Origin of the sequence: Pseudoalteromonas sp. L23 (genome assembly GCF_021728455.1) — a bacterium.
Lineage (GTDB): Bacteria > Pseudomonadota > Gammaproteobacteria > Enterobacterales > Alteromonadaceae > Pseudoalteromonas.
On record NZ_JAKKCW010000005.1, the window covers coordinates 101,738 to 127,599 of the forward strand.

A 25,862-nucleotide genomic window follows, 5' to 3' on the forward strand; every position below is an offset into this window, starting at 1 on the left:
TGAAATTCTACCGTGTAATGGGCGTATAGCGCTAAGGCATAATATCTAGATCTAGGTGATGTTATGCCTTAGCCATTATTAGATTTTACTTCTAATTAAATCTCTGACGAGCAATCTGGCAGGGTGGATTGCCTGATGTACTCGCTCGCTTAAAGGTCTTGCTTCGCCAAGTAGAGTTGCAACTAAATGCTCAGTAACCAGCGGAGCGCTGCACAGTCCTCGTGCGCCAAAACCGGTAACAATATGAATTCCTTGATAGGGTAGTGCTGGATTTCCAAAACCATAGTGTTTTCCCTTTCTTAAATTGGCAAAGGCCGAGCAAAACTCATCGTTATGTTGGACTTGACCAAGCATAGGCAAATGATCGTTAAAACAACAACGTACAGCGGCTTTTGCCGAGGTGACTTCGCCAAGACTCGCGGCTAACTCCGTGTCTTTGTAAAAGCGTTCAAGCTGGGCACGGTTAACTACATCATCTTCGGCTTTTACCTCTCGGCTTTTGCTGTTTTTTTCAAATGTCGCGCCCATACAATGTTGCCCATCCATTGCAGGAGTAAAGTACCCTTTATGGCAAAGTACGGTATTGAGTTTTTGTGATTCTTCTCCAGCATCAACATGAGAGACCTGACCGCGGACGCCGTGTAAAGGAACATGTTTGGTTTGCTCGAATCGGTCAGAGTGCTCACCGCCACAGACAAATACATCTGAAAACGGCCCAAACGTATTATCTTCACTGTGTAACAGCCAGCCGCTCTCGGTTTTTTCGAGCTTTTGTATGTCAGTATTAAAATAAGTCGAAACTGCTTTTAACGCGTGAGCTGCATCAAACACTGCTTGCGTTATCTCTGCAGGGTTTAGCCAACCGGCCTCTGGAATATAGAGTCCACCGTAGGGCAGCATGGTGTTTGCGATAGCTGAAGCCTGCTTGGCGTCGACGGCATGAATTAAATCATGTGGCCAAGTTGCCTTTTCGGCTAGGTTTTGATGTTGCGCTCGTTTGGCCTCACTAACGGACTGCAAGAGTACGCCACACCAATCGTGTGCGAAGTGGTAGCCTGTATTTGCAATATGCTGATAAAGGCGCTTTGCATATAAAAAGCTGTGGGCGTAAAGCTCGCTCGATGGCGTGTGATCTGCTTGCAGGTTTGGATATAGCGCGCCTTGACGATTGTGAGAAGCGCCTTTGGCTAACGCGTCGTCTTGGCAAAAAAGTGTTGCGCTAAGATCACGTTTACTAAGGTGATACAACAAACAACTTGAGGCAATACCGCCGCCAATAATAGCGATACTCTCTAGCTTACGCGGTGTGGTGCTGTAATACGCTGGAGTATTGGAGTTTTTATTGGCACGGCTCAGCGTTCCGACCACCATTTCGCGTTTGCGACCAAACCCTTTGACTTTTTTGCACGCAAAGCCGGCGTCTTGTAGTCCCCTGCGGACAAAACCCGCTGCGGTAAATGTTGCTAAAGTAGCGCTATCCCGGCTCATATTGGCCATGGCATCAAATAAGCTTTGTTGCCACATATCTGGGTTTTTACTCGGAGCAAAGCCATCTAAAAACCACGCATCGACAAATCCGGCTTGTTCGAAACTTAGTTGTGGTAAATTATCGTGAATATCACCAAACCATAAATCTAAGGTCACTTGACCATTATCAAACTCTAGGCGATGGCATCCTTCAAGGGCCATCGGATATTGCTGGCAGAGTTTTTCGGCGAGCGGGGCAAGCGTAGGCCAAGCTTGTAGCGCTTTAACTAAATCATCGATATGGATTGGATATTTCTCAAATGAGACAAAGTGGAGTTGGTTAACGCATGCGTCTTTGCTACGCTGGTTGAAGTGATACCAAGCGTTGAGAAAGTTTAATCCAGTACCAAAACCAGTTTCTGCGATGACAAATCGGTCTTTGCCATGATTTTGTAACCGCTCGTCGATATGGTTCTGAGTATAAAAGACGTAATGTGACTCAGCTAACCCATCATCGTTGGAAAAATAGACATCGTCAAAACTATCGGCAACAGGGGTACCAGCATCGTTGAAGTGTATTTGAGCGTTTTTTATCATGAAAGACTCTATGTTCGACTATTTGGGAACTATTTTACTGTCTTTCGACTCAATAGTCTGGTTGCATTTTTAGTTATTTAGGTTCAGAGTACATGTGTACGCTGGAAAGCTGACCACTTGGCGCTAAAATTCAGCGTATACTACGCATAATTTGTAATATCGAAGGGAATAAACCCATGAGAAGAGCCGTTATTACGGGGATCGGTGTTGTTTCGAGCATCGGCAACAACAAGCAAGAAGTTTTAGAGTCATTAAAAGCAGGTAAGAGCGGTATTGCTTTTAACCAAGAATTTGCAGACTACAACCTACGTAGCCAAGTGTCTGGTAAAATAGATATCGACGTAAAATCTCTCGTTGACCGTAAGGCACATCGCTTTATGGGGGACGCGGCAGCGTTTTCCTATATCTCGATGGCGCAAGCAATTGAAGATTCAGGGCTATCAGAAGAGCAAGTATCAAACGAACGCACAGGCCTTATCGTAGGTTCTGGTGGTGGTTCGTCTAAGTACCAAGTTGAAGCAGCTGATATTCTGCGCGAAAAAGGCGTAAAGCGTGTAGGGCCTTATATGGTTCCACGCACCATGGCAAGCACGACTTCTGCGTGTTTGGCAACACCGTTTAAAATTAAAGGTGTGAACTACTCAATCAGCTCTGCATGTGCAACATCAGCACACTGTATTGGCAATGCTGTTGAACAGATTCAACTAGGCAAACAAGATGTTATCTTTGCTGGTGGTGGTGAAGAGCTACACTGGACATTGGCGATGGAATTCGATGCCATGGGTGCGTTGTCAACCAAGTACAATGAAACGCCTGAGCGCGCATCACGTACGTACGATGCAAATCGTGATGGTTTCGTCATCTCTGGCGGTGGCGGTATTGTGGTAGTTGAAGAGCTAGAACACGCACTTGCTCGCGGCGCGCACATTTATGCTGAAATCGTTGGTTATGGTGCAACATCAGATGGTTACGATATGGTAGCACCATCAGGTGAAGGCGCTGTACGTTGTATGAAACAAGCGATGCAAGGTCTTGATGCACCGATTGACTACCTAAACACGCACGGTACCTCAACACCAGTTGGTGACGTGAAAGAGTTAGGTGCTATTCAAGAGTTGTTTGGCGATAATTCTCCGGCTATTAGTGCAACTAAAGCAATGACAGGCCACGCACTCGGTGCGGCTGGTGTGCATGAAGCGATTTACTCTTTGCTGATGCTAGATAATGACTTTATTGCACCATCAATTAACATTGATGAATTGGACGAACAAGCACAAGGTTTAGACATTGTCACAGAGCGCCGTGATGGACCGCTTAATACTGTAATGTCAAACAGCTTTGGCTTTGGTGGTACTAACGCAACACTTGTGATGCAAAAGTACAAAGGTTAAGCGCTTTACACTTAACTTGATATCAAACACAAAAAAGCAGGCTAAGCCTGCTTTTTTCGTTCTGTTCGTATATTAAAATAAATTAACGTACATTGTGTTTCATCAAACGTTCTTTATCACGTGACCAATCACGGTCTTTAATATCAGCACGTTTATCGTGTTGCTTTTTACCCTTCGCAAGATAGAACTCGAGTTTTACCCAGCACTTTTTCCAGTACATTGCTGTGGCTATCAGAGAATAACCATCACGCTCGGTTGCACCGATAAGACGTGAGATTTCACGTTTATTTAGTAACAGTTTACGATAACGAAGCGGATCACATATCACATGTGTAGAAGCACTATTTAACGGTTGAATTTGACTGGCCAACAAATAGGCTTCGCCGTTTTTGATATGGATGTAAGTATCTGAGATATTGACTTTACCGGCGCGGATACTTTTTACTTCCCAGCCTTGTAATTCGATACCTGCTTCGAACTTTTCATGTAGTGAATACTCATGACGCGCTTTTTTATTTAGCGCTATGGTATTGCTATTTGATTTACTTGAATTTTTCTTTGCCATAATGGCTTAGTCTACCTATAAATCCTGTTTTAAGACAGCGCTTTTTCATTAATGTGACGTATTTTTACTTAGTCAGTGGCTGCAAACAAGATAAATCTGCAAAACCTTGGTAAAATCCTTGTATTAAGATTTGGAGTGTCTATGCCACAGATAGAAAAAAGTGCTTTGGTGATGTATAGCACCAAGGAAATGTTTGAATTGGTCAATGATGTTGACGCTTATCCCGCATTTCTACCGCATTGCTCAGATGCAAAAGTTATCAGCAATGATGATCAAGGGATGACCGCGAGTCTAGAAATTTCGAAAGCCGGCCTAAAAAAGTGGTTTACCACAAAAAATGAATTTGACGGCAACCGAGTAAAAATGTGTTTAGTTGATGGGCCATTTAAGTCTTTAAACGGCTACTGGGAGTTTACCGCGCTTGATGAACAGGCTTGTAAGGTGAGTTTAAAGTTAGAGTTTGAATTTGCGAGCAAATTAATTGAGATGGCGTTTGGCAAGCTATTCAATGAAGTGGCCAAGAATATGGTATCTGCGTTTACCCAGCGAGCCAAAATTGTTTACGGAGCGAGATGATGATAAAGGTTGAAGTGGTATTTGCATTGCCTGACAGCGCGACGTCATTGTCGGTTGATGTGCCTGAGGGGACGTCAGCTGAGCAAGCGGTACTACAGTCAGGGATATTAGAAAGATGCCCAGAGATAGATGCGAATGACTTGACGCTTGGGATCTGGAATCGCACAGTAAAATTACATCAAGTAGTGAGTGACGGTGACAGAATAGAGATCTATCGTCCATTAATCGCAGACCCAAAAGAGGCGCGCAGACGCCGTGCGGAAAAAGCAAAAGAAGAGGGCCGTGCAAGCAAAGTTACCGGTGGGCGACCTGTCTCTTTAGGAGATAAGGAATAATTAACCTGAACTTCGGATAGTTAATGCCTTTCTAGCAGCCAGTTTTAGCGCTAACTGCGTTGAATTCACTTCCAATAGCCAACTATTGGTGCGTAAATTCGCCTTGCCTACAGGATGTAGGTACCTTAGCGAGAGCAGGACGCGGAAGCGGTGTTATCCCTAAAACTCTCTGGCTAGATAAGGGTATAATTTAATGTGGTATTAAAAACAATGAGTTAGCTCATTCCTTATCCAAACCTCAGGCTAATTAAAAAAGGGGAAATACCTTTCCCCTTTGACTACGAAACAATGTGTGCCCTTTGACTTTACGAGTCTAAAGGGGTGTTAAATTCTTCCGGCTCTTCGAAGTCGCCGCTCACGCGAACTAGTTTGTCATTTTCGAAATAAACGCTAAATGACTTTCTGACCTCTGAGTCTCTATCAATATTAAATACGTACTGATAATGCCAGATATTGTTGTTAAAAGTGTCTTTGGCAAGTGGTGTACCTAGTACATATAGCACTTGTTCTCTGGTCATTTGGACGCGAAGTTTATCTACATCTGACTGCTCTAAGAAATTACCTTGTGGCACGTTGATGCGATAAATCCAGCTTGAACAGCCAGACATAAACACCGTCATAACTACAGCACTGAGCCAAACAGAAAGGGTTTTATTAGACAGCATGAAATTGTGTATCCTTATTATCAGTTATTTGCATGATACCGATTGCACAGAGAAGGTAAAGTCTCTTAGCGGAATTGGACTACACTAAGTGTAAAAAGTTCGCAGATAAGTTGCAAGAGCTGCCATGTGTGGTAGAAGTCATTGATAAGATTTTGAGGAGAGCCTGTTAGTGCTAGGAAAAATGTTACTTAGCGAGCCCGATAAAACGGATCACCAAGCTATTTGGAGCTTATATATCCTAGAAACGCGCTTTGGTCATTGGTACACAGGAATAACAACCAATGTAGAGCGGCGCATAGAGCAGCACCAAGCAGGGAAAGGGGCAAAAAACTTAAAAGGTAAAGGGCCCTTAACGTTAAAATTTCAATGTGCTGTAGGTACTAAATCTCAAGCTGCAAAACTTGAGTGGCATGTTAAGCAGCTGACAAAAGCACAAAAAATTCAGCTGGTAGAGTCAAAAGGTGAACGAGTTAATGACAAAATAAAGTCATTGATGAGGTTAACCCCTGCCTGATACTTATTTAGATCCATATTCTCTAGTGTATCCTTGGTGGTGTGATGATGTTTATCTTCACCCATACCAAAATAAATATAGGGGATCCCTTGGCGATAAAAGGCGTAGTGATCGCTTGCTTTGTGCCAATCAACTCTTGGGTTATTTATATAACGCTCAATTTGTCGTTGTGACGATACTATGGTCAATTTTACTGAAGATTGCGCCTTGTTCTGGAGCTCAGATTTATATTCCTTAAAACCCGGTGAAAACAATGCAAATAAGCGGTTGTTGTTATTGATTCCTAACATATCAAGGTTGATATTGAGCTCAACTTCTCGTTTAAGGTGCTTGGCATAATGTTTCGCTCCATGTAAGCCGCGCTCTTCTGCATCGGTTGCGACAAACAATATATCGCGAGCGCGATTTGTTTTACTAAGTTGCCTCGCAATGTGCAACATTGCAGCAGTGCCAGATGCATTATCATTGGCACCTGGATAATGTCTTTGTCCTGTGGTTCCTAAATGGTCGTAATGCGCGCTGATAACGATGGCCTTATCACATCGAGGTTGAGTGCAAGGTAAAATCGCCGTGACATTGTGACCTGCGTCCTTACTAAAAATACCTGCTCTAAAGGTAAAGTGCTGATAGATCGGGTTTCCACCTAATTGCTCAAAAGCAGCAAAAATATATTGGGCACTGATGTTAGGCGATTGAGCACCACTTTTACGGCCTTGGTGACGAGCACTTGTGAGAGCTTGTAAATCTTGCACCAATATATTATCAACATTAGCAATACCTTGATGTCGCGACTGAGCCAATACATTCGTGGTACATATCGCGGCCAGCATCATGCCGATTAGCTTGAAAGAACATTTCTTCATTATTATTGTTATCTCTCATCGTTGTCTGTTAAATTCAATTGGTTACTAGCAACTCCTCTCAATAAGGCCAGTTTGCCTTCGTAGCGCGCTTTGTCGTGTTCGAAGACAGATGCTTTGTATGCCTTGTTGAGGTAATACTCTGCTTTTTTTCTATCGCCTTGCTCATAGGCAACTTTTGCCAGCCCAAAGTAGCTACCATGAACGTTACGATCAAGTTGATAAGCTTTTTGATAAAAATGCTTAGCGCGATTTAACTCTCCTTGTTTAAAGGCTTCGTTCCCTAATACCAACATGTAATAAGGGTTGCTTTTTCTCAAATTATGGATATTTGCTTCAATAATGCTAGCTTCATGATCTCGTTCCGTCAGGTGGTAGAGTTTAGCAAGGTTACTTAGTGCATTTCGATTATCGTGGTTAATGGCAATGGCCTGATTATAGGCTCGCTCGGCGAGGTCGTACTGGTTTGTTATACGGTATAAAATACCGAGGTTCCCCCAGGCGCCGTCATGATAGGGATCGCTTTCTACGGCTGCCTTGTAGTAGCTATATGCCATATCTAAGTTACCACTAATCATTTCCATTGCTCCTTTGTTGTTATAGAACATAGATAAGATAGTATTTGTACTAATTGGTGAAGTACTAAAGTGTTGAGAGCGGCTATTAGGATCAAAATCAACAGTGACCGCAGTTGGTTTAACATATAAAGTTTTAACTGAGTCCTGTGTGTTATCTACTTCAAAAATTTTGATGTTGACGTGGCCTGTTAGCAGGCTATAGCCTTGGCTCTCATCCCAATATTCAGGTATGTGTACTTGTTGAAATTGGCTGCGTAAGCCTAGCTGCTTAGCAATAGCGTGAGTTAGTATAGACAAGGACAAGCAGTTCGCGTTCATATTATTAAATGCTTGATTTGCAGTTAAATTTGCACCTGAAAGGTAAGAAAGTGAATCATCTCCACTACTTACCAAAAATCTCATCAGCATTTTAGCACGTTTAAGGCCTATCTCTCCGTTGTGAAAGTATTGTTCTAATTTAATGCGAATTTGGTTATTGAGTTGAAAGACGTCAGAATACGACTCAACTTTGTGAACAGTAAATTGGTGATTTGCATTAAGAATTGATCTATCAATCGTCGCTTTGGGAGTGCTATTACAGGCACTAAGCAAAACACTAAGCACAATAATAGAGAACTGAATTACTATCTTCATACAACCTCCAGATTGGGCATTCGGCTGACTTTTAGTTATGGCTTAATTGCTTACCTTTGGCCCTTACTATTACTGAATTTAGACCATAATTGCAAAATTTGCGCGGTGTGATTGTTACACCATGTAACAAAGAGACAATTTGAAAGGGTAAGCCTACAAGGAAACATGCAGGCTTACTTTAGAGTTGAGCAGAGGTTAAAAGCTCGCGACGAGATCATCAAGCGCTTTTGCTGATGCAGCAAGACGCTGAATTGCTTGTTCCGTGTCAAGTTGCTCGTTCATCACGGCATCGCTAATTTCGCTAATTTGCTCGATGTTGCGGCCGACGTCCGCAACGACATTACTTTGCTCTTCTGTCGCTGTTGCGATAAGCGCGGTCATGTCATTTATTTGATTTGCGGTTTCCGAGATTTCCAACATTAACTCCACTGACGATTGCATCGTTTGAACACTTTGCTCTGCTTGTTCACTGGATTGTTGGATTTGGTTTACGACAGCGCCAGACACCTGAGTTAATTCAGATATCGTTGCTTGGATCTCGTCGGTAGATTGTGATGTACGACTCGCAAGTGCTCTCACCTCATCTGCAACAACGGCAAACCCACGACCGTGCTCACCCGCTCGCGCAGACTCAATCGCAGCATTGAGTGCAAGCAAGTTGGTTTGTTCAGATATGCCTCTGATCACATCAACGATATTGGCAATTGACTGGGTTTTATCGGCCAACGTAGCGACTTGACCTGCCATATTTTCGATGTCACCTGCAAGCAAGTGAAGTGTTTCTTGGCTTTCTTGCACACCTTGACGGCTGCGCTTGGTTGACGCTTTACTTTCTTCTGTCAATTTTGCCGTGTTGGTCGCGCTGCTCGCTATCTCTTGTACTGTCGCACCCATTTCATTGATTGCCGCGGCAACAGACATGGTTTGAGACTTTTGTTCATCCAGAGACTGAGAGTTTTGCTGGCTCTGTTTAAACACGGCTTCGCTCGTCACGCGAATTGAACGGCTCTCTTCCGCAACCATGTGGATAGCTTCTTCGATCTTAGCCATAAACTGGTTGAAGCCGCCAGCCAAAGCATGAAGTTCAGGTTGTGCTGAGTCTGGTAAACGATAATTGAGTTTTGCGTCGCCGCTACCAAGCTGTTCAAATAAATCAGCCATCTTTTTAAGTGGCGCGCTTAAGTTCTTAGCCAGTAGCATACTAAAAAAGCTCGCCACTAGCGCAATCACTATCGAAAAACCAATGATTTGCCACTGCAAAGAAGTGATCCCACTATTGATTTCACTGGTTGGCACTTGGGCAATAACAAGCAAATCTGTGTTTGGAATTGGGCTCGCTGCAACTAAATTGGTTTCGCCACCCACTTCCAACTCTTTAACGACAAATCCACGTGTGGAGGTAAAATCGCGACTGTGCTGGCCGTAAAAGTCTTCAATTGAGGACTTTGCGACTTTGCTTGCATCTGGGTGCAATTGCACCGTACCTTGCCTATTAATGACGAAAACAAAGCCACTTTGCTCGATTTTCATATTAGCAAGCATCGCCTGCATATCATCAATACTTTTCGCAAGTCCAGCTAAACCAACACCGCTTAGTTGTTGATGGTTTACAAACATTTTTACATCGCCCGGCGCTTCTTGATAGATACTAATAGAGTATGGCGAGCCGCTAGTGGTAAAGCCGAAAAACCAACCATCTTGCTCTCTATTTAGTACTCGCAGAAAGCCATTTTGATTCCAATATTGATTGGTTTCGCGGTTAGCCCAAGAAGCCGTAACTAAGTCATACTGCGCCGCAATACGTTTGAGTTCGTTGACAAGAAGTTTTTCATCCAAAGTATTTTGCTTGGCACTTTGGGTGATTAATAAATTGCTTGAAAGCTGCTCGGCTGCATTTTTCAACGTGTCTATCTGCTTGCTTAATGATTTATTGATACTTTCTATCTTGCTTGGCAATTCAGATTGCATCATGCGTTCATTAATGAGCGTTTTGGCGCTGTAAAGCGAGGTAAACCCGATTAAACAAGCGACAGCAATCGCAATGAGACTACCCAGAAGGGTAATTCTTTGAGTAATTGTTAAACCTGTGTTTTGCATTCGATTTGTGTGTGTAATCCCGTGGAACCGATTATTCTAGCATAGTAAATAACCAGCTCGGAACAAGTAACAATCCAAGTCACAAAAAAATAATTTTGGTTTATAAAATAAAGTTAATCTCAGTATTTAGTGTTAACTGTATTTGAGTTAAATGGGAGGTTATGTTGAGAAACAGAGATAAAAGGCCACAATCTCAGGGTGGAAAGTGGCCTTGGTTACTAACAAGCGAACTAGTTTGCTATATTATTGATGCAAATTTATTTCTACTTACTAAACAATCTTTTTCATATCTGACATGTAACCGCGAAGGATTTCACCTATTTTTTCTACCGGATGGTTACGGATCGCACGGTTTACAGCGATGAGCTTTTGATTGTCAGCGTAATTGTCACTGTCTAACAAACCTTCACCAATCTCACGTTTTGTGATTGATTCCATAAATGGCTTCAATAGTGGTAGGCATGCGTGATTATACAGGTAACAACCATATTCTGCGGTGTCTGAAATAGTACGATTCATCTCGAACAGCTTTTTGCGCGCAATGGTATTCGCGATTAGCGGCGTTTCGTGTAGTGATTCGTAGTAAGCTGATTCATCAATAATGCCAGCCGCTGTCATGGTTTCGAACGCCAGCTCTACACCGGCTTTAACCATAGCAACCATTAGAATACCTTGGTCGAAGAAAGTCTGCTCTGAAATTTCAGCATCCGTATTCGCTTGCTTTTCAAACGCGGTTTGTGCGGTTTCTGCACGCCATGTAAGCAATTTATTGTCGTTTTCAGCCCAATCAGCCATCATACCTTCTGAAAATTCACCACTGATGATGTCGTCCATATGCTTGTTGTAAAGTGGGCGCATGATGTCTTTTAATTGCTCGCTCAGTTCAAATGCGCGTAACTTGGCGGGGTTAGACAGTCTGTCCATCATATTGGTGATACCACCGTGTTTTAGTGCTTCGGTGATGATCTCCCAGCCATATTGTACAAGCTTTGATGCATATCCAGGTTCAATGCCTTCTTCTACCATTTTGTCAAAGCATAGAAGTGAACCAGTTTGCAACATACCACATAGGATGGTTTGCTCACCCATTAGATCTGATTTTACCTCAGCAATAAATGATGACTGCAATACGCCAGCACGATGACCACCGGTTCCCGCCGCATATGCCTTAGCTTGCGCGAGACCTTTACCCTCAGGGTCGTTTTCAGGGTGAACTGCAATCAGCGTAGGTACACCAAAGCCGCGCTTGTACTCTTCACGTACTTCTGTACCAGGACATTTTGGTGCAACCATGATTACGGTGATGTCTTCACGCACTTGCATACCTTCTTCGACAATATTAAAGCCGTGAGAATAAGCAAGTGTTGCGCCTTTTTTCATTAACGGCATTACTGCGTTTACAACTGAAGTATGTTGCTTGTCAGGCGTTAAGTTTAGGACCAAATCCGCTTCAGGAATGAGTTCTTCATAAGTGCCAACAATAAAGCCGTTTTCAGATGCATTAAGAAACGATTGACGTTTTTCTTCAATTGCTGAAGGACGTAGTGCGTAACTGACGTTCAAGCCAGAATCTCTTAAGTTTAGACCTTGGTTCAAGCCTTGTGCACCGCAACCAACAATGACCAGTTTTTTACCAATCAGAACGTCGACACCTTGTTCGAATTCTTTTGGATCCATGAATTCACATTGAGAAAGCTGAGCTAATTGCTCACGTAAAGATAAAGTATTAAAGTAATTCGACATGATATTTCCTGATTCTGTAGAAATAGATTGAAGTCAGAGTAGGGCGAACTTTTGATTGCGTAAAATGATATATTTGAACTATAGTGTTTCAAAAGGTGAAATACTATGAATCACAAACAACTTAAATATTTTTTGGCACTTGCAGATACGCTGCACTTTTCCCGAGCGAGTGAGCGCTGTTTTGTAAGTCCTCCGACATTAAGTCGTCAAATCAAACAGTTAGAAGAGGAAGTTGGCGCGCCTTTATTCCTACGAGATAATCGCACCGTTGAGCTGACTCAGCAAGGCAAAGCGTTTGTTCATTACGCGCAAGCGACGTTGGCAAGCTGGCGGCAGTTTAAGAGCGAATGTGTTGACGATGATAAGCCTTTGACCGGTGAGTTGAGTTTATTTTGTTCAGTGACCGCGACTTACAGTTTTATTTATGATCTTTTTTCCAAGTTTCGCCATCTGTACCCGCAAGTAGAGTTAAATCTTATTACTGGTGATCCCGCGCATTCAATAGCAGAAGTGGCTAGTGGTAAGGAAGATGTTGCGGTCGCGGTGAAGCCAAAACATCTACCGAACGGTATAGAGTATTTGCCAATAGGCCGTTCGAGATTGGTGTTCATTGGTCCAACGATGGACTGTCCGCTTAAGTCTATTATTGATGAATACAGTCATAGTGAAATGCCGTGGCAGAGGCTGTCTTTTATTATGCCAGAGCAAGGTGTGTTAAAAGATCGAATTGATAACTTTTGCAAAAAACACAATTTTGTTCCTAAAGTTTATGCGCATGTTTCGGGCCATGAAGCTATGGTTGCGCTTGCGAGTTTAGGGTTTGGTATTGCGTGTGTCCCCGAGATAGTAATTAGTCAAAGTCCATTTAAGAATCAAGTTCAGCTTTTGCAGCTTAGATCGGATGAAATTGAAATTGGACTTGTAACTAAGAATAAACGGTTATATGACCCAGTTGTTAAAGCACTTTGGGATACGGCAAAAGGATTGTTTACGCTGTAAAGCATCCATTCAGGTTGCGTGACTACACTGTGTTCATCCATGTTGAATGAATGAGGTGCGTCCGTGTCCACTATCTTGGTTGCACAAAGCAATAACAATATATTGACATCACAACAAAAAATGCTTGAAGAGCAAGGCTACACTGTTGAGTTGTTGAGGGAATTAGGTCAATTGAACGGTTTTTCAGGGAAATCTATTAACGGTATCGTGCTTGATCAAGCTATCGCATCCGTACCAACCTGCGATTCAATCAGCCAATTTAGACAAAGATTTAAAGCTCCCGTGATCGTCAGTCTTGACAGCGATGACGAGGATGTTCACAGCCTGTTTTTAGAGCTCGGTGCTGACGAAGTTATTTCCAAAGATGCAAAGCCTAGACTATGGCGAGCTCGACTCGATGCAGTGTTAAGAAGGCAAGCTGCAAACTCGCAGTTTGACGATGAGCCTGAGCAATTAACCTTTGGGCAGCTGCATATCGACAAGAATACCAGACGTGTGAGTTATGGGCAGGAGCGTATTGACCTCACAACCCATGAGTTTGAGTTGCTATGGTTACTTGCGAGCAATGGCGGCAAAGTAGTGAAACGTGACTTTGTATACGAGCAGATCCTTGGCAAATACTATCGCCCAGATACGCGAACAATAGACGTCCGCATCTCTCGCTTGCGTAAAAAGCTACACGATAATCCGAGTCGTCCAGAGAAGATCAAAACGATTTGGCGTCAAGGTTACTTATTTGTTACCGATGTTTGGAACTAAAAAGTAACAATTTGATTTAACGCAAAGATACTTCGAATTTTTCGAATGCTCAATTCGGAGAAATTTGTGAAACAGGTTTCTGAGACAAAGGGATAACGTCATTTTTATGATGTTATCCCTTTGTTTTATATGGAGTATCCGTATTCTCTTTCACAAGTGATAGCGCTGGAATAGTTAGCTGTTACGTAGCACTTTTAAAAAAATTGTTATTTATACAATGCAAATAATATTGATTGCTATTTAGGTGTGTGTATACTTTACGCCTAGTTATGAAAATATAAACATAATTAGTCTCAAAGGAACAATTCAATGGCACTTAAAAAGTCTCTGTTAACGACTGCTATTCTCGCTGCAACTTTAGGCCTCACCGCATGTGGTGGCTCTAGCAGCAACTCAAATGACAACGATGATAACAACACAACACCACCTCCAGCCACCAATGCTGCACCTACTATTACCGTAGACAGTGCATCAGTATCTGAGGATACGCTTGGTGCTGCGGTTGCAAATATCTCTTTTTCTGACGATAGCGATGAAGTAAGTGCATTGACACTAACCATCTCTGACAACCGTTTTGAAATTGTTGACGGTGCGGTTAAGCTCAAAGCTGCAAACGCACTAAACTTCGAACAGGTTGAAGGCGGTAAAGTATCGGTAACTATCACGGCAACTGACAGCAAAGGCGAAAAAACAGAAGTTGAAGCTGAAATTGCTGTTCAACAAATTGCTGAAGAAAACAAAGCGGGTGTAAACCGCTATGCCTTTAATAACACACAAGGCGAATCTTCAGTTTCTTATTCTGGCCAAATCGCACGTCACGCAGCTATGGTTCATATTAAGAGCCTAATGGGTAAGCTTAATAATGAAACTGTAGGTAACGCCTCTGGCCAAAAAACGGCTGAAGCAGCAATTGCAGAGATCAAAATGTTCTTGATGCCGACAGACACAGTGGTCTTGGATGAAACCCTTGATTTCGCTGTTGCCGCAAACGCAGCACAAACCACGTTAGGAGATATTTCAAGCTCGCTTAAAAACGTCGCTGGTGAAGGTGGTAAAATAGCCGGGCGTGATACCTCTAATATGCATAAAGCTTGGGAAGAGGATGGGATCATGGTTGGTTGGACTGATTTCGGTACACAATCAAAAACCCCTGAAGGCCTAGTTTTACATTATTTAGAGCTATTGAAAGCCCAGCTTACCCAATTTGAAAATGGTTCGGCTATCAAAGCGGAGCATAATGGCACATCAGTAACGCTGAATAAATTGTATGTTACGCCTGAAGGCTTAGATTTGGCTCAATTGGTGCAAAAACATCTAAATGGTGCCGTATCATTGTCTCAGGCTGCGGACGATTACCTTGATGATCTACTTATCGGAGCAAAATCGGCAGACAACTCAGCGCTAGCTGAAGGTAAAAGTTATACAGAGCTTGAGCACAAGTTTGATGAAGGTTATGGCTATTTTGGTGCAGCAATTGATTATTTAGATTATTCAGATGATGAAATTGCGGGCAAGGGTGGACGTGAAGCTTATGCCAGTGGTTATCATGACTTAGATAATGACGGCAAAATCGATCTACTATCTGAATTTAACTTTGGTAACTCAACTAATGCAGCAAAACGTGACCGTGGTACTAAATCTAACGCTAACCCAACGGACTTCAGCGCTGAAGCACAATTAGCGTTTATTGAAGCGCGTAAACTTATCAACGCTAATATTGGTACTAATGTTGCGCAGTGGTCAGACGAGGACAAAGCACGCTTAGAAACATTGCGTAATCAAGCGTTGCTAGCATGGGAAAAGTCTATCGCTGCAACCGTTGTGCATTATATCAATGATACAATCTCACATGATGACGGCGATTTAGACGATATTGCATCAGGTGATTTTGATGCCGATCAATTCTATGCGGTAGCAAAACACTGGTCAGAAATGAAAGGTTTCGCGTTAAACTTCCAGTTTAATCCGTTTTCTCCTGTCTCAGATACTGCTTTTGCTGAAATCCATAACCTGATGGGTGACAAGCCTGAATTCGCGGCAGATAAAGTGGAAGCTTATAAGACTGCTTTATTGGAAGCGCGAGAAATCATTGCCAATGCATATGGTTTCGATGCTGAGAATGTTGCCAACTGGTAATCTAAATTTTCGTTTATAACGTTAAAAGGTTAGCCGTTAACTCTGCTAACCTTTTGTTGTATATAGATAATAGAGAACGCAAATGAGAGTATCTAAACGTTTAAGTGCTGCTGCCGTCGCTGTGGCTTTGGTATTGTCGGGTTGTGGTGAAAGTACTTCAAGTAGCCAAGGACCTGGAGTGAAAGATAATAACTCTGGAACGGATAACCCAACGCTACCCACGCAATTTGATGAAGCGGCCTTGGTAAGTAACCTTGTGAATAATGTGCTTACCCCTGCAATTGAGCAATTCAATGAACTTGCTGTAACACAACAACTTGAAGTTGCGAGTTATTGTAGTGCTGAAAAAGCGCTGGCTGAAAATACCGCCGCGTTAAAGCAAAACGCTCAACAAAGTTGGCGCAGCGCAATGGTGGGGTGGCAGTATGTTGAATTGATGCAAATGGGTCCACTTACTGCCAATAGTAAAGAGCTTAAAAATAATATTTATGTTTGGCCCGCTACAGGCTCTTTATGTGATATCGACTTGGATGTAGTGTATTTTGAAGATGGCGTCATTAATGGTAATGCTAGCAATCCTTATAATATCTCTGAGCGTACTGCAAACCGCAAAGGCTTAACTGCCTTAGAGCACCTTCTATTCAATGCCAATCTTGACCACAACTGCTCGTCAGTGAATGATGCGTTGGCACCATGGAATAGCCGTTCAACTCAGGAAAGAGCGGTTGCGCGTTGTGAGTTTGCGACGGAAGTGGCTAAAGACATTGAAGCACAGAGTAATATACTCCTGTCTCAGTGGACTGGAGAAAATGGCTACGCAGCTAAACTTGTTAATGCAGGACAACCAGGCTCGCCGTTTGACACGCCTCATTTAGCACTTAATGAAATATCAAAGGCGCTATTTTACATGACCGAAGAGCTAAAAGACGGCAAAATAGCGACGCCGTTAGGCCTAGGTTTTCCGAATGCGTGTGGTTTAGAGGCTTGCCCTGAAGCGGTGGAGTCGCCAATTGCAGAACATTCTAAAGAGAATTTACTTGCTAATATCAGAGCATTTAGAAACATCTTTACTGGTAATGGCCAAGATGCTGAGAATACATTGGGCTTTGACGACTTTTTAGATGCTGAGAATGGTAGTGATGTAAAAGAGCGCATGCTTGCAGGGCTAGCGGAGGCAGAAGCTACACTGCTTGCAATGAATGCGAGCCTTAAAGCTGAGCTTGCAGGTTCTACAGAGCAAGTGACGCAAACGCATACAGACGTTAAAAAAGTGACGGATGATTTAAAGACTGAGTTTATCGAAAAGCTCGCCCTAGAACTTCCACAAACTTCGGCAGGTGACAATGACTAAGCGCATGAACATGAAGAAATCTTTATTAGCGGTAGCGGTAATTTTTGCACTACCTCAAGCGCAAGCAGCGGATGACAATCAAGATATTGAGCATATCTCTATTATCAGCCATCATGATAAATTGCGAAAAGAAGCCGGTTCTGCAACCTTGTTGTCAGAAGCGCAGTTGGCAGAATACGAATACGATGATATTCACCGTATTCTTTCCAATGTACCAGGTGTTAACATTCGTGAAGAAGATGGTTATGGCTTGCGACCAAACATTGGTTTTCGTGGTGTAACACCTGAGCGAAGCAAAAAAATCACCATAATGGAAGACGGTGTGCTTATTGGCCCAGCTCCTTATTCTGCGCCGGCTGCTTATTATTTCCCGGTTACGACTCGTATGACTGCGGTTGAGGTATTTAAAGGACCAGCGGCTATCAAGCATGGTCCGCAAACAGTTGCTGGTGCGCTTAACTTAGTGACTCGCCAAGTGCCAGAGTTTACAGAAGGCGGTATTGATGTTGCGGCTGGCAGTGACGGTTATTCCAAAGCACACGGTTACTACGGTTCAGTAGTAAATAATGTTGGCTTCTTATTCGAAGCGGTAAATCTACAAGCTGATGGTTTTAAAGAGCTTGATGGCGGTGGTGATACGGGGTTTGAGAAGAACGATATCTTAGCCAAGTTTAATTATAAACTTTCACAAGGCGAGCTAAACCATACGTTTGGCTTAAAGCTCAGCTATGCCGACGAGTTGTCCGATGAAACTTACCTTGGTTTAACGGATGCAGATTTTGCTGAAAATCCGTATCGTCGATACGCAGCGTCTCAGCCTGCAGAGATGGATACCAAGCACACTCAGGTAATGTTATCCCATGTACTTGATGGCAAAGACTTTAACGTTACGACAAGGCTGTACCGTAATGACTATGAGCGAGCTTGGCTTAAGCTTAATAGTCTAGGTAGTAAAAGTGGACCATCCCTTTCAAAAATCATGGCAAACCCAGAGGCTTTCGCAAATGAGTACGCTGTGATCACAGGGGCACGGGACTCTGTCGTTGCAGGTTCAAATATCTTTTTGAATATGGGGACTAATGACCGTGAGTATTTCTCACAAGGTCTTCAAGTCGATGCCAATACGAGCTTTAGCCTGTTTAACTTAACCCATGATATTGCTGTTGGCGTGCGTTTTCATGAAGATGAAATTGAGCGCAAACATTTTGAGCAAGCATATGCAATGGAAGGTGGTTCACCTGTGTTGCTAGAGGGTTCAAAGCAGTTTACCTCGCTGAATACTGAAAATACTAAAGCGTGGTCGGTATATCTAGAAGATAAAGTACAACTTGATGCGTTGACTTTGGGCCTTGGTCTTCGTGGCGAGCTGATGGACATGTCTTACCAAGATAATAAAGATGCCGATGTTTGGATTGATAAAACCACCCGTATTTGGCTACCTAGCCTAAGTGGTTTCTATCAGCTTTCTGATGATGCCGGTCTTTTATTTGGTGTGCACCAAGGTTTTGTGCCTTCTTCACCCCAACAAGATCCGGATATAGAGCTTGAGAAGAGTGTTAACTACGAATTTGGTGGGCGCTTTAATGATGGTGTGACGCAGTTTGAGATTGTGAGCTTTTTCAACGATTATGAGAATCTGAACGAAAGCTGTGGTCAGTCTAACTGTGGTGTCAATGACCAACAAGATCAGCAATTCAGTGGCGGTGAGGTGGATGTTTACGGTCTCGAAATGCAGTTTGCACAACGTTACCCTTTGAACCTTCAACTGGATATCCCTTATAGTCTCACCTACACCTATACGAAAGGTGAATTCCAGAATGAGCGTGCGACAACGTTCGCACAATGGGGTTATATTAAAAATGGTGATGAGCTTCCGTATTTACCATCTCATCAAGCCACTTTTAACATCGGCCTTGCAGCAAGTGATTGGAAAGTTAACGTAGCCATCAAATACATCAGTGAGATGAGCGAAGCTGCTGGTAGAAGCACTGAAGACTTTGAGCTTGTCCTTGAAGGCGCAAAGGTGCCCAGCACAACGATCGTTGATGTATCCGCAAGTTACGAGCTAGGTCAGTATGGTCAAGTCTATGCTAAAATCGACAACTTGTTCGATGAAGCAGAAATTGTTAGTCGTCGTCCGTATGGCGCGCGCCCAGGCAAACCAAGACAATTTAGTTTAGGTTATAAATACCAGTTTTAACTGATTGTCTATGCGGCTCTTGAGTAAGAGCCGCAGCTTCATGGCGGCTTGTCGCTAGAGCTATGGAGCTGTTCCAAAGATATGTGAATTCATTATTTCTTTTTGATGGAAATGACTATGTTAGAGCAACTATGGCAAAGCATTACTGAACTCCCAGGCTACTTGTTCGATGCCAATAAAAGAGTGTATTTGCCATACTTGTTTAGTGCCATTTTGATGGCTGTTCCTGTTTATATCGCCACAGAAAAAGCGCGCTCTGGAAAAGGTTTTTTAAAGTTTCTGTTTCCCAAGCAAGTGTGGTGGTGCAAAAGCGCCAAGCTCGATTACTGTTTATTGGTCACAAATCGATTGATAAAGGCGGCGACGTTCACGCCTATCGTGTTGACTATGGTACCGGTGGCGTTGGGGTTATCAGGTGGGCTTGAAGCGCTTTTTGGTCCAGCGTTACATCTTGAAGCGCCAGAATGGCTGGTGATTGGACTATTTACGTTATTTTTATTTATAGTCGATGACTTCACTCGGTTCTTGCTGCACCTGATCCTACATAAAATCCCATTCTTTTGGGAGTTTCACAAGGTACACCATTCTGCAAAAGTCCTGACTCCCTTTACCATTTATCGCTCACATCCCGTTGAAAGCTACCTGTACGCCTGTCGTATGGCATTAACTCAGGGGATAGTAGTCGGAATAGGGTATTACGTATTTGGCAGTAGTTTGAGCATGTACGATATTCTTGGTGCGAATGCGTTTGTCTTTTTATTTAATATCTTTGGGGCCAATTTAAGGCATTCACATATCTGGCTGAGTTGGGGTGATAAGTTAGAGAATTGGTTTATTAGTCCGGCACAACACCAAGTGCATCACAGTGACAATCCTTTCCATTTTGATACCAATTTAGGTTCAGCGCTAGCCATTTGGGACCGTATGTATGGCTCGCTGATTAAGGCCTCGAGTGCGGGTAAAATTACCATTGGAGTCGGACAATATGATGCAGGGCATGATTCACTGACCGCGATTTATTTGAAGCCATTTGAGCAGGCTTGGAAAACCTTATTACCGAAGAAAAAAAGTAACCCACCACTTAAATCATCTCAGGGTGACTAGATCTTCACTATTCAGAACTACATATTTGCAATGAATTAATTTCGGTATGGGAGAGTTTTTCAAAGGTGAAGCTCGTGCTTGGAAGGGGAAAATAGGCTGACGACGGGCATTGTCAGCCTATGTGGGAGAGTAGGCTCCCTAAATCTTTACTAGTGTAGTTGTGATGAAGGCTTGCTGCGGAAAAAGCCTAGTTCATTTAACTTTTCAATTAGTTTTGGATCGTCCAACCGGTTCGGGGTTTCTTCATCCCTTAAATAGTGATCGTTTGGTACGGAATGCATATCGAGCATTTTATGAAATAGGATATTGCGAATTGCCAACGCTGTCATACCACCGTCCTGAATTGCATCCAGCCTTTCTTGGAGGTCTGAAAAAGGCGCAGCCTTGACGTCATCCACTACTGCAGAAAATTGACCATTAGATTTATTCTTAATCATAAAACCCCCAAAGGTATAGCTTGTTCACAATCCAGTGACACGATGTTCAAAAGGCATTTGGTATCAATTTTTTGTTCATAAAATAGATACTTACGCCATGTCCGATGTGATCAGTTTACTCTGAAGTGAGGGCAAATTACCATCTTGGATGTAAAGCTTTGTAAATCGAATAATGAGTGGAATGAAATAATAAGATGGACGTCTAGATGTAACACGATGATCTGAATATGAAAATAGTTCTCAGTACCAATTATGATACTGAGAACCAATACTAATTTAAGTAAATAATTTCTCTTTTACGTGTTCTGCAAAGCCACTACCCGCTTCTAAATAGAAGTTGTAGGTAGAATTCACACCCATTTCTTCTAATTCTTTCTGTTGATCTGGGTAGTTTGCAATGGCGGTAACTTGGCCGTTGTAGCCTGATGCTTTGAGCTGCTCGAGTGCATAAATATTCTGCATATGTTTTGGCATCGCGAGCATAACCATTTCTACTTCAGAATGATTTACACGCTGCCAAAAATCAGGGTCGGTTGCGTCAGCAGTTAATACCCTGCGCCCTCGGGAAACATGTTTTTCAACTACTTCAGGCTTAATATCTACACCAGCAACGGTATCTGGGAAGCTGGCCTGTATTGTTTCGTAAGCACCCGTTCCAATCCTTCCCATACCAAATATAACGATCTTGGTGTCGGTAAGATTTACCGGAAGCTCTTCTTCTAAACGGTCTTGGTTCTCAAGCTTTAATAACCAAGGCTCTAATTTAACGTAGACCTCGTTCGAGCGTTTGTTGAGCGGAGACGCGATCACAAAAGTAATAGAAACAGCAATAGCAACTACTGCTAGCCAGTCAGGAGCAACCGCACCAGAAGCAGATGCAACGGCACACACGATAAGACCAAACTCGCTATAGTTAGTGAGTGTGAAAGCGCTCAATAGCGATGTACGAGCACGCAATTTGAACATATTGGTGAAGAGATAATAAAGTGAGACTTTAATCGGTAGAACAATTACCAGTAGAATCGCTATTAAAAGTGCGTCCAGTGTAATCGTGGCATTCAGACCAATATTCAAGAAAAAACCAACAAGCAAGATGTCTTTTACATTCAATAGTGATTTTGATAACTCACCGGCTTTTTTATGTGGGGCGAAAATCATACCCATGATCAGCGCACCGAGATCACCTTTTAGGCCCGCAAATTCAAAGGCATGATAACCTGCGACTAACGCAAAAAAGAAGCCAAAAAGAGGGAGTAGCTCACCATGCTTTGAGCGGCTTAATACCCAAAACATAGCTGGACGTACAAGCGGTAGCACCACAAGCAGTGCCAGTGCCCAAATATTGGGTACTTTGCCCGTACTGACGGCGAGAAAGATAACCGCAAAGATATCTTGCATAACCAAAATACCGATTGAGATTTTACCGTGAAGACTTGCCATTTCACCACGTTCTTCCAGCACTTTTACCGCAAAAACGGTACTGGAAAAGCTAAATGCAAAACCAACCAATAAAGCGCTTTGCCAGTCTAGATCAGTAAATAAAGGTAGGCTCATCGCCCCTAGCATCAACAACAGGCTAGCGAAAAACGCCGTACTGGTAATAATGTGCATACTCGCAGGCGCCCAAACCTGAGGCTTTATCAGGTTACCAACTCGTAATTTTAAACCTATGCTAAAAAGCAGCAGCGTTACACCAAGATCTGCAAGTTGAGTAAGTAAATCTGTGGTTTTATGGCCAAGTAGATTTAAGACAAAGCCCGCCATCAAAAAACCAATCAAAGGAGGAAGCTTTAATTGATAAACAGAAAATCCGCATGCAAATGCGACAGCAAAATAGAGCAGTTCCATAACTTTAAATTTTTATCCAAGATATGAGCAGTGTACCAAAACCTCCTGATATATAAATTATAAATTTTCGCTGACAAGTTGGAAAAAATATGGTTATGATGCAGGTAAGGACATACCGGACAGGAGACGTAATGTTTAAGAAGATCCTAGCATCTGTCGGTATCGGTGCGGCAAAAGTAGACACTGTATTGGAAACAGAGCATTTGCACCCGGGACAGAAATTTCAAGCGCAAATTGTAGTAAAAGGCGGTGACGTTAGCCAAGAAGTAACAGGTTTAGAACTTGCGCTAATGACAAGAGTTAAGGTTGAAGGGGAAGACGGAGAATATTTTAGTAATCATGTTATTGACCGTTGGCGTGTAGGTAATAATTTCACGATAGGCCCAGGCGAAGAAAAAGTTATTCCTTTTGAAGCTCGACTTCATTCAGAAACACCAATCACAGAAATAAATGCGGGCTTCAACCGTTGTCATGTTTGGATTGAAACAGGCTTAGACATTGATTTAGCCATCGACCCATCAGACAAAGATGCTTTACACATTTATCCAAATGAAGCAGTGAAAGCATGTATGACAGCGATGGAGCGTTTAGGCTTCCATTTAGTGAAAGCGGATGTAGAAAAGGGCTATTTACGAGCGTCCGAGTTTCAGTCTGTTTCTGGTTGTTACCAAGAACTAGAATACCGACCAAACTCACGTGCATTATTTGGACTACAAGAAGTTGAGCTTTCGTTTGTACCTGAAGCACATCGAACTCATGTACTGATAGAGTTGGACAGAGCGTTTCGAGGGGATGGATACGTCGATTTAACGATTGAGCACGATCACGTCAATATCTCTCAATTGTGCGATCAGTTGGAGCGGCTGTTCTCATAATCACTTAATTTACTCTAAAACGCCCAGCTTTGTCTGGGCGTTTTTGTTTTAAGCATAACGATACCAATCAGTCTTAATAAAGCTAATTGGTATGACAGAGAAGAAAATGAATTGGAAAATTAGAAGTTATGATGCGCTCACTAAAGATGAGCTTTTTGAGATTTTAAAGCTAAGGGTAGAGGTATTCGTTGTGGAACAGGCATGTCCCTATCCAGAAATTGACGATACCGATAGGGCGCCTGAAACTCAACATCTGTTTTTGGTCAAAGATGAACAAATTTTAGCGTATGCACGTTGTTATAGAAAATCCGCAACTACTGCATCCATTGGCCGTGTTATTGTTTCGTCAACGCTGCGAGGGCAGGGCGTTGCACATGACCTTATGCATCGCGCGATTGCTTGTTGTGATACGGGTATTACTCATGAGGCTTTAGTTATCTCTGCGCAGTGTTATTTAGACAAGTTTTATACTGGGCTCGGCTTTGTGAAGCAAGGTGAAGATTATCTAGAAGATGGGATCCCGCATCAGGATATGTTATTTGTGAAAAAGTAAAAGAGGCTATGCATAGCCTCTTTTTATGAGCGAAATTATAGTGAATTTAAAAATACCGCAGCAATGGCAATTGGACAAACGAAGCGGATGTACCAAGGCCATACTTTCCAGAAGAAACTACTGCCAACTTCCGGGCATCCTGATTCAATTTCTTTAAGCAGTTTTGCTCTGTGCCAAATCCAACCGACAAATACACAGCACAGCATGCCAAGTAGTGGCTGACCAAACTTCGTTGTCAGGCTAACAATAAAACCGAACAGCGTCTCGATGTTTACCAAAATGGTGAAGCTCACGGCTGTTACCAAGGTGCCGATGATCCAGGTGGCCTGTACTCTGCCTAGTGCAAAACGTTCAACAGCATAGGAAACAGGCGCTTCTAACATCGAAATAGACGAGGTGAGTGCGGCAATACTCATCAGAGCAAAGAAAGCGAAGCTTACCACCAGGCCAATGCTACCCATGCTATCAAACAATGCTGGCAATACCTGAAACACTAAGGTGTCTTCATTTAGCAGTGAGCCGTCAGCTGCAAAAATCTCTACGCCTTGCGCTTGCGCGACATACATGGCGGGAATGATAAGTAAGCCGGCAACGAATGCGATAAAAACGTCAATTAAGGTAACCATTGCACCAAGTGAAACTAGATTCTCTTTTTTACTTATGTATGAGCCGTAAATGATCATCACGCTGGTACCGAGCGAAAGCGAGAAAAATGCTTGCCCTAGGGCATCAACGAGTAACTGTGGATTAAGCACAGAAGAAAAGTCAGGAACAAGATACACCTTAAGACCTTCAACGGCACCTTCTTGGGTTAATACATACGCAATTAACGAGAATAAAATACCGATAAGTGCAGGCATCAAACGCTTTGACCACTTTTCAATCCCGTTTTCTACGCCTTTACTAATTATAAGCACGGTGAGTGCAATAAAGGCGGCTGTAAAGACGATGTTGCGCGACATAGACGAATCAGCAAGCCAAGATTGCGCTTGAGTCATTGATGCAACTTCCGCGATGGGTTCAAGTGTTGCGCTAAACATCCACCCTGCCACGATTGCATAAAAACTTAAAATAAGACCCGCACAAATGATACCGCCGAACCCGACAACAAAAGCAAGCTTACTTTGCCATGCTGTATTTGTTAGTTTGCGCAGTGAAGATACGGCATTTGCTTGACCGTGACGACCAATGACGAGTTCTGCCATTAGTGCTGGATAGGCAAGACAAAAAGCCAAAACCAGATAAACTAAAACAAATGCAGCACCACCATTGGATGCCGTTTGTGTTGGAAACCCCCAAATGTTTCCCAAACCTACCGCCGACCCTGCGGCGGCCATAATAAAACCAAAGCGAGAGCTGAACTCTCCTCGGACATTGCTCATAATTATTATACTTCTCTAAAAATTTCTAACGGCGCTGACAATCTACTGTAATTAAAAAGAAATAAAAAGAGTAAATTACCTTGATTTAGCGCAAGTTTTAGCCTGATATTTAGCCGTAATTAAGTTGTTGCACTCAAAAATCAAAGCTTAGCTTATAAGCTAATGTTTTCACGATTATTTCTATATGAGATAAGTCA

Annotated in this window: 22 protein-coding genes; 12 read left to right on the forward strand and 10 right to left on the reverse strand. The window is 42.8% G+C overall.

The window, feature by feature from the left end:
• Window positions 1-78 precede the first annotated feature (78 nt).
• Window positions 79-2,064 carry a bifunctional tRNA (5-methylaminomethyl-2-thiouridine)(34)-methyltransferase MnmD/FAD-dependent 5-carboxymethylaminomethyl-2-thiouridine(34) oxidoreductase MnmC gene (mnmC, locus tag L3V43_RS10590; protein ID WP_102057023.1) on the reverse strand — a complete coding sequence of 662 codons (1,986 nt, stop codon included), beginning with the start codon at window positions 2,062-2,064 and terminating at the stop codon, window positions 79-81.
• Between the two features lie 176 nt (window positions 2,065-2,240).
• On the opposite strand from mnmC, the gene fabB reads away from it, so the two are divergent.
• Window positions 2,241-3,455, forward strand: a complete 1,215-nt coding sequence (gene fabB / locus L3V43_RS10595) for a beta-ketoacyl-ACP synthase I (RefSeq protein ID WP_010379118.1) — start codon at window positions 2,241-2,243, stop codon at window positions 3,453-3,455.
• Window positions 3,456-3,537: 82 nt separating this feature from the next.
• On the opposite strand, the gene smpB is transcribed toward fabB, so the two are convergent.
• A complete protein-coding gene (smpB, locus tag L3V43_RS10600; RefSeq protein ID WP_010379116.1) occupies window positions 3,538-4,020 on the reverse strand; it encodes an SsrA-binding protein SmpB in 483 nt (160 codons plus the stop codon).
• A gap of 141 nt (window positions 4,021-4,161) precedes the next feature.
• Here smpB and L3V43_RS10605 point away from each other — a divergent pair, with 141 nt between their 5' ends.
• A complete protein-coding gene (locus tag L3V43_RS10605; RefSeq protein ID WP_102057021.1) occupies window positions 4,162-4,596 on the forward strand; it encodes a type II toxin-antitoxin system RatA family toxin in 435 nt (144 codons plus the stop codon).
• The gene (locus L3V43_RS10610; protein WP_102057020.1) at window positions 4,596-4,931 is read left to right on the forward strand and encodes an RnfH family protein; all 336 of its coding nucleotides are present in this window, start codon (window positions 4,596-4,598) and stop codon (window positions 4,929-4,931) included. Before L3V43_RS10605 ends, L3V43_RS10610 begins: the two co-directional genes overlap by 1 nt.
• Window positions 4,932-5,236: 305 nt before the next feature.
• On the opposite strand, the gene bamE is transcribed toward L3V43_RS10610, so the two are convergent.
• Window positions 5,237-5,596 carry an outer membrane protein assembly factor BamE gene (gene bamE / locus L3V43_RS10615; protein WP_010605101.1) on the reverse strand — a complete coding sequence of 120 codons (360 nt, stop codon included), beginning with the start codon at window positions 5,594-5,596 and terminating at the stop codon, window positions 5,237-5,239.
• Between the two features lie 181 nt (window positions 5,597-5,777).
• On the opposite strand from bamE, the gene L3V43_RS10620 reads away from it, so the two are divergent.
• Window positions 5,778-6,110, forward strand: a complete 333-nt coding sequence (locus tag L3V43_RS10620; protein ID WP_237116605.1) for a GIY-YIG nuclease family protein — start codon at window positions 5,778-5,780, stop codon at window positions 6,108-6,110.
• On the opposite strand, the gene L3V43_RS10625 is transcribed toward L3V43_RS10620, so the two are convergent.
• From L3V43_RS10625 to ilvC, 4 genes are all read right to left on the reverse strand, one after another.
• Window positions 6,038-6,973 carry a M20/M25/M40 family metallo-hydrolase gene (locus L3V43_RS10625; RefSeq protein ID WP_237116564.1) on the reverse strand — a complete coding sequence of 312 codons (936 nt, stop codon included), beginning with the start codon at window positions 6,971-6,973 and terminating at the stop codon, window positions 6,038-6,040. The genes L3V43_RS10620 and L3V43_RS10625 overlap by 73 nt on opposite strands.
• An 8-nt stretch (window positions 6,974-6,981) precedes the next feature.
• The gene (locus L3V43_RS10630) at window positions 6,982-8,181 is read right to left on the reverse strand and encodes a tetratricopeptide repeat protein (protein WP_237116563.1); all 1,200 of its coding nucleotides are present in this window, start codon (window positions 8,179-8,181) and stop codon (window positions 6,982-6,984) included.
• A gap of 195 nt (window positions 8,182-8,376) precedes the next feature.
• Complete coding sequence (locus L3V43_RS10635) at window positions 8,377-10,278, reverse strand: methyl-accepting chemotaxis protein (protein WP_102057017.1); 1,902 nt, start codon at window positions 10,276-10,278, stop codon at window positions 8,377-8,379.
• Window positions 10,279-10,548: 270 nt separating this feature from the next.
• The gene (ilvC, locus tag L3V43_RS10640) at window positions 10,549-12,021 is read right to left on the reverse strand and encodes a ketol-acid reductoisomerase (protein ID WP_039497351.1); all 1,473 of its coding nucleotides are present in this window, start codon (window positions 12,019-12,021) and stop codon (window positions 10,549-10,551) included.
• 105 nt (window positions 12,022-12,126) lie between these two features.
• On the opposite strand from ilvC, the gene ilvY reads away from it, so the two are divergent.
• The 6 genes from ilvY to L3V43_RS10670 all read left to right on the forward strand — a co-directional run bounded on the left by ilvY (window position 12,127) and on the right by L3V43_RS10670 (window position 20,570).
• Window positions 12,127-13,020, forward strand: coding sequence for an HTH-type transcriptional activator IlvY (ilvY, locus tag L3V43_RS10645; protein WP_010605095.1), 894 nt, complete (start codon window positions 12,127-12,129; stop codon window positions 13,018-13,020).
• A gap of 63 nt (window positions 13,021-13,083) precedes the next feature.
• Window positions 13,084-13,779, forward strand: a complete 696-nt coding sequence (locus L3V43_RS10650; protein WP_010373828.1) for a response regulator transcription factor — start codon at window positions 13,084-13,086, stop codon at window positions 13,777-13,779.
• Between the two features lie 309 nt (window positions 13,780-14,088).
• Window positions 14,089-15,915, forward strand: coding sequence for an Ig-like domain-containing protein (locus L3V43_RS10655; protein WP_237116562.1), 1,827 nt, complete (start codon window positions 14,089-14,091; stop codon window positions 15,913-15,915).
• Window positions 15,916-15,997: 82 nt separating this feature from the next.
• Window positions 15,998-17,266 (forward strand): imelysin family protein, encoded by a 1,269-nt coding sequence (locus tag L3V43_RS10660; RefSeq protein WP_237116561.1) that lies wholly within the window; start codon window positions 15,998-16,000, stop codon window positions 17,264-17,266.
• Window positions 17,259-19,466 (forward strand): TonB-dependent receptor, encoded by a 2,208-nt coding sequence (locus tag L3V43_RS10665; protein WP_237116560.1) that lies wholly within the window; start codon window positions 17,259-17,261, stop codon window positions 19,464-19,466. The genes L3V43_RS10660 and L3V43_RS10665 overlap by 8 nt, the downstream gene beginning before the upstream one ends.
• 117 nt (window positions 19,467-19,583) lie before the next feature.
• Window positions 19,584-20,570 (forward strand): sterol desaturase family protein, encoded by a 987-nt coding sequence (locus tag L3V43_RS10670; RefSeq protein ID WP_237116559.1) that lies wholly within the window; start codon window positions 19,584-19,586, stop codon window positions 20,568-20,570.
• 149 nt (window positions 20,571-20,719) lie between these two features.
• Here the strand turns inward: L3V43_RS10670 and L3V43_RS10675 are convergent, their stop codons facing one another.
• Both L3V43_RS10675 and L3V43_RS10680 read right to left on the reverse strand, forming a co-directional pair.
• The gene (locus L3V43_RS10675; protein ID WP_088530338.1) at window positions 20,720-21,007 is read right to left on the reverse strand and encodes a hypothetical protein; all 288 of its coding nucleotides are present in this window, start codon (window positions 21,005-21,007) and stop codon (window positions 20,720-20,722) included.
• A gap of 276 nt (window positions 21,008-21,283) precedes the next feature.
• Complete coding sequence (locus tag L3V43_RS10680) at window positions 21,284-22,855, reverse strand: cation:proton antiporter family protein (protein ID WP_237116558.1); 1,572 nt, start codon at window positions 22,853-22,855, stop codon at window positions 21,284-21,286.
• 131 nt (window positions 22,856-22,986) lie between these two features.
• Between L3V43_RS10680 and L3V43_RS10685 the strand changes: the two genes are divergently transcribed.
• Window positions 22,987-23,730, forward strand: a complete 744-nt coding sequence (locus L3V43_RS10685) for a sporulation protein (RefSeq protein ID WP_010605088.1) — start codon at window positions 22,987-22,989, stop codon at window positions 23,728-23,730.
• Window positions 23,731-23,836: 106 nt separating this feature from the next.
• A complete protein-coding gene (locus tag L3V43_RS10690) occupies window positions 23,837-24,283 on the forward strand; it encodes a GNAT family N-acetyltransferase (protein ID WP_237116557.1) in 447 nt (148 codons plus the stop codon).
• Between the two features lie 35 nt (window positions 24,284-24,318).
• On the opposite strand, the gene L3V43_RS10695 is transcribed toward L3V43_RS10690, so the two are convergent.
• Window positions 24,319-25,665: a sodium-dependent transporter gene (locus L3V43_RS10695; protein WP_010605086.1), complete on the reverse strand. Its 1,347-nt coding sequence runs from the start codon at window positions 25,663-25,665 to the stop codon at window positions 24,319-24,321.
• Window positions 25,666-25,862 lie beyond the last annotated feature (197 nt).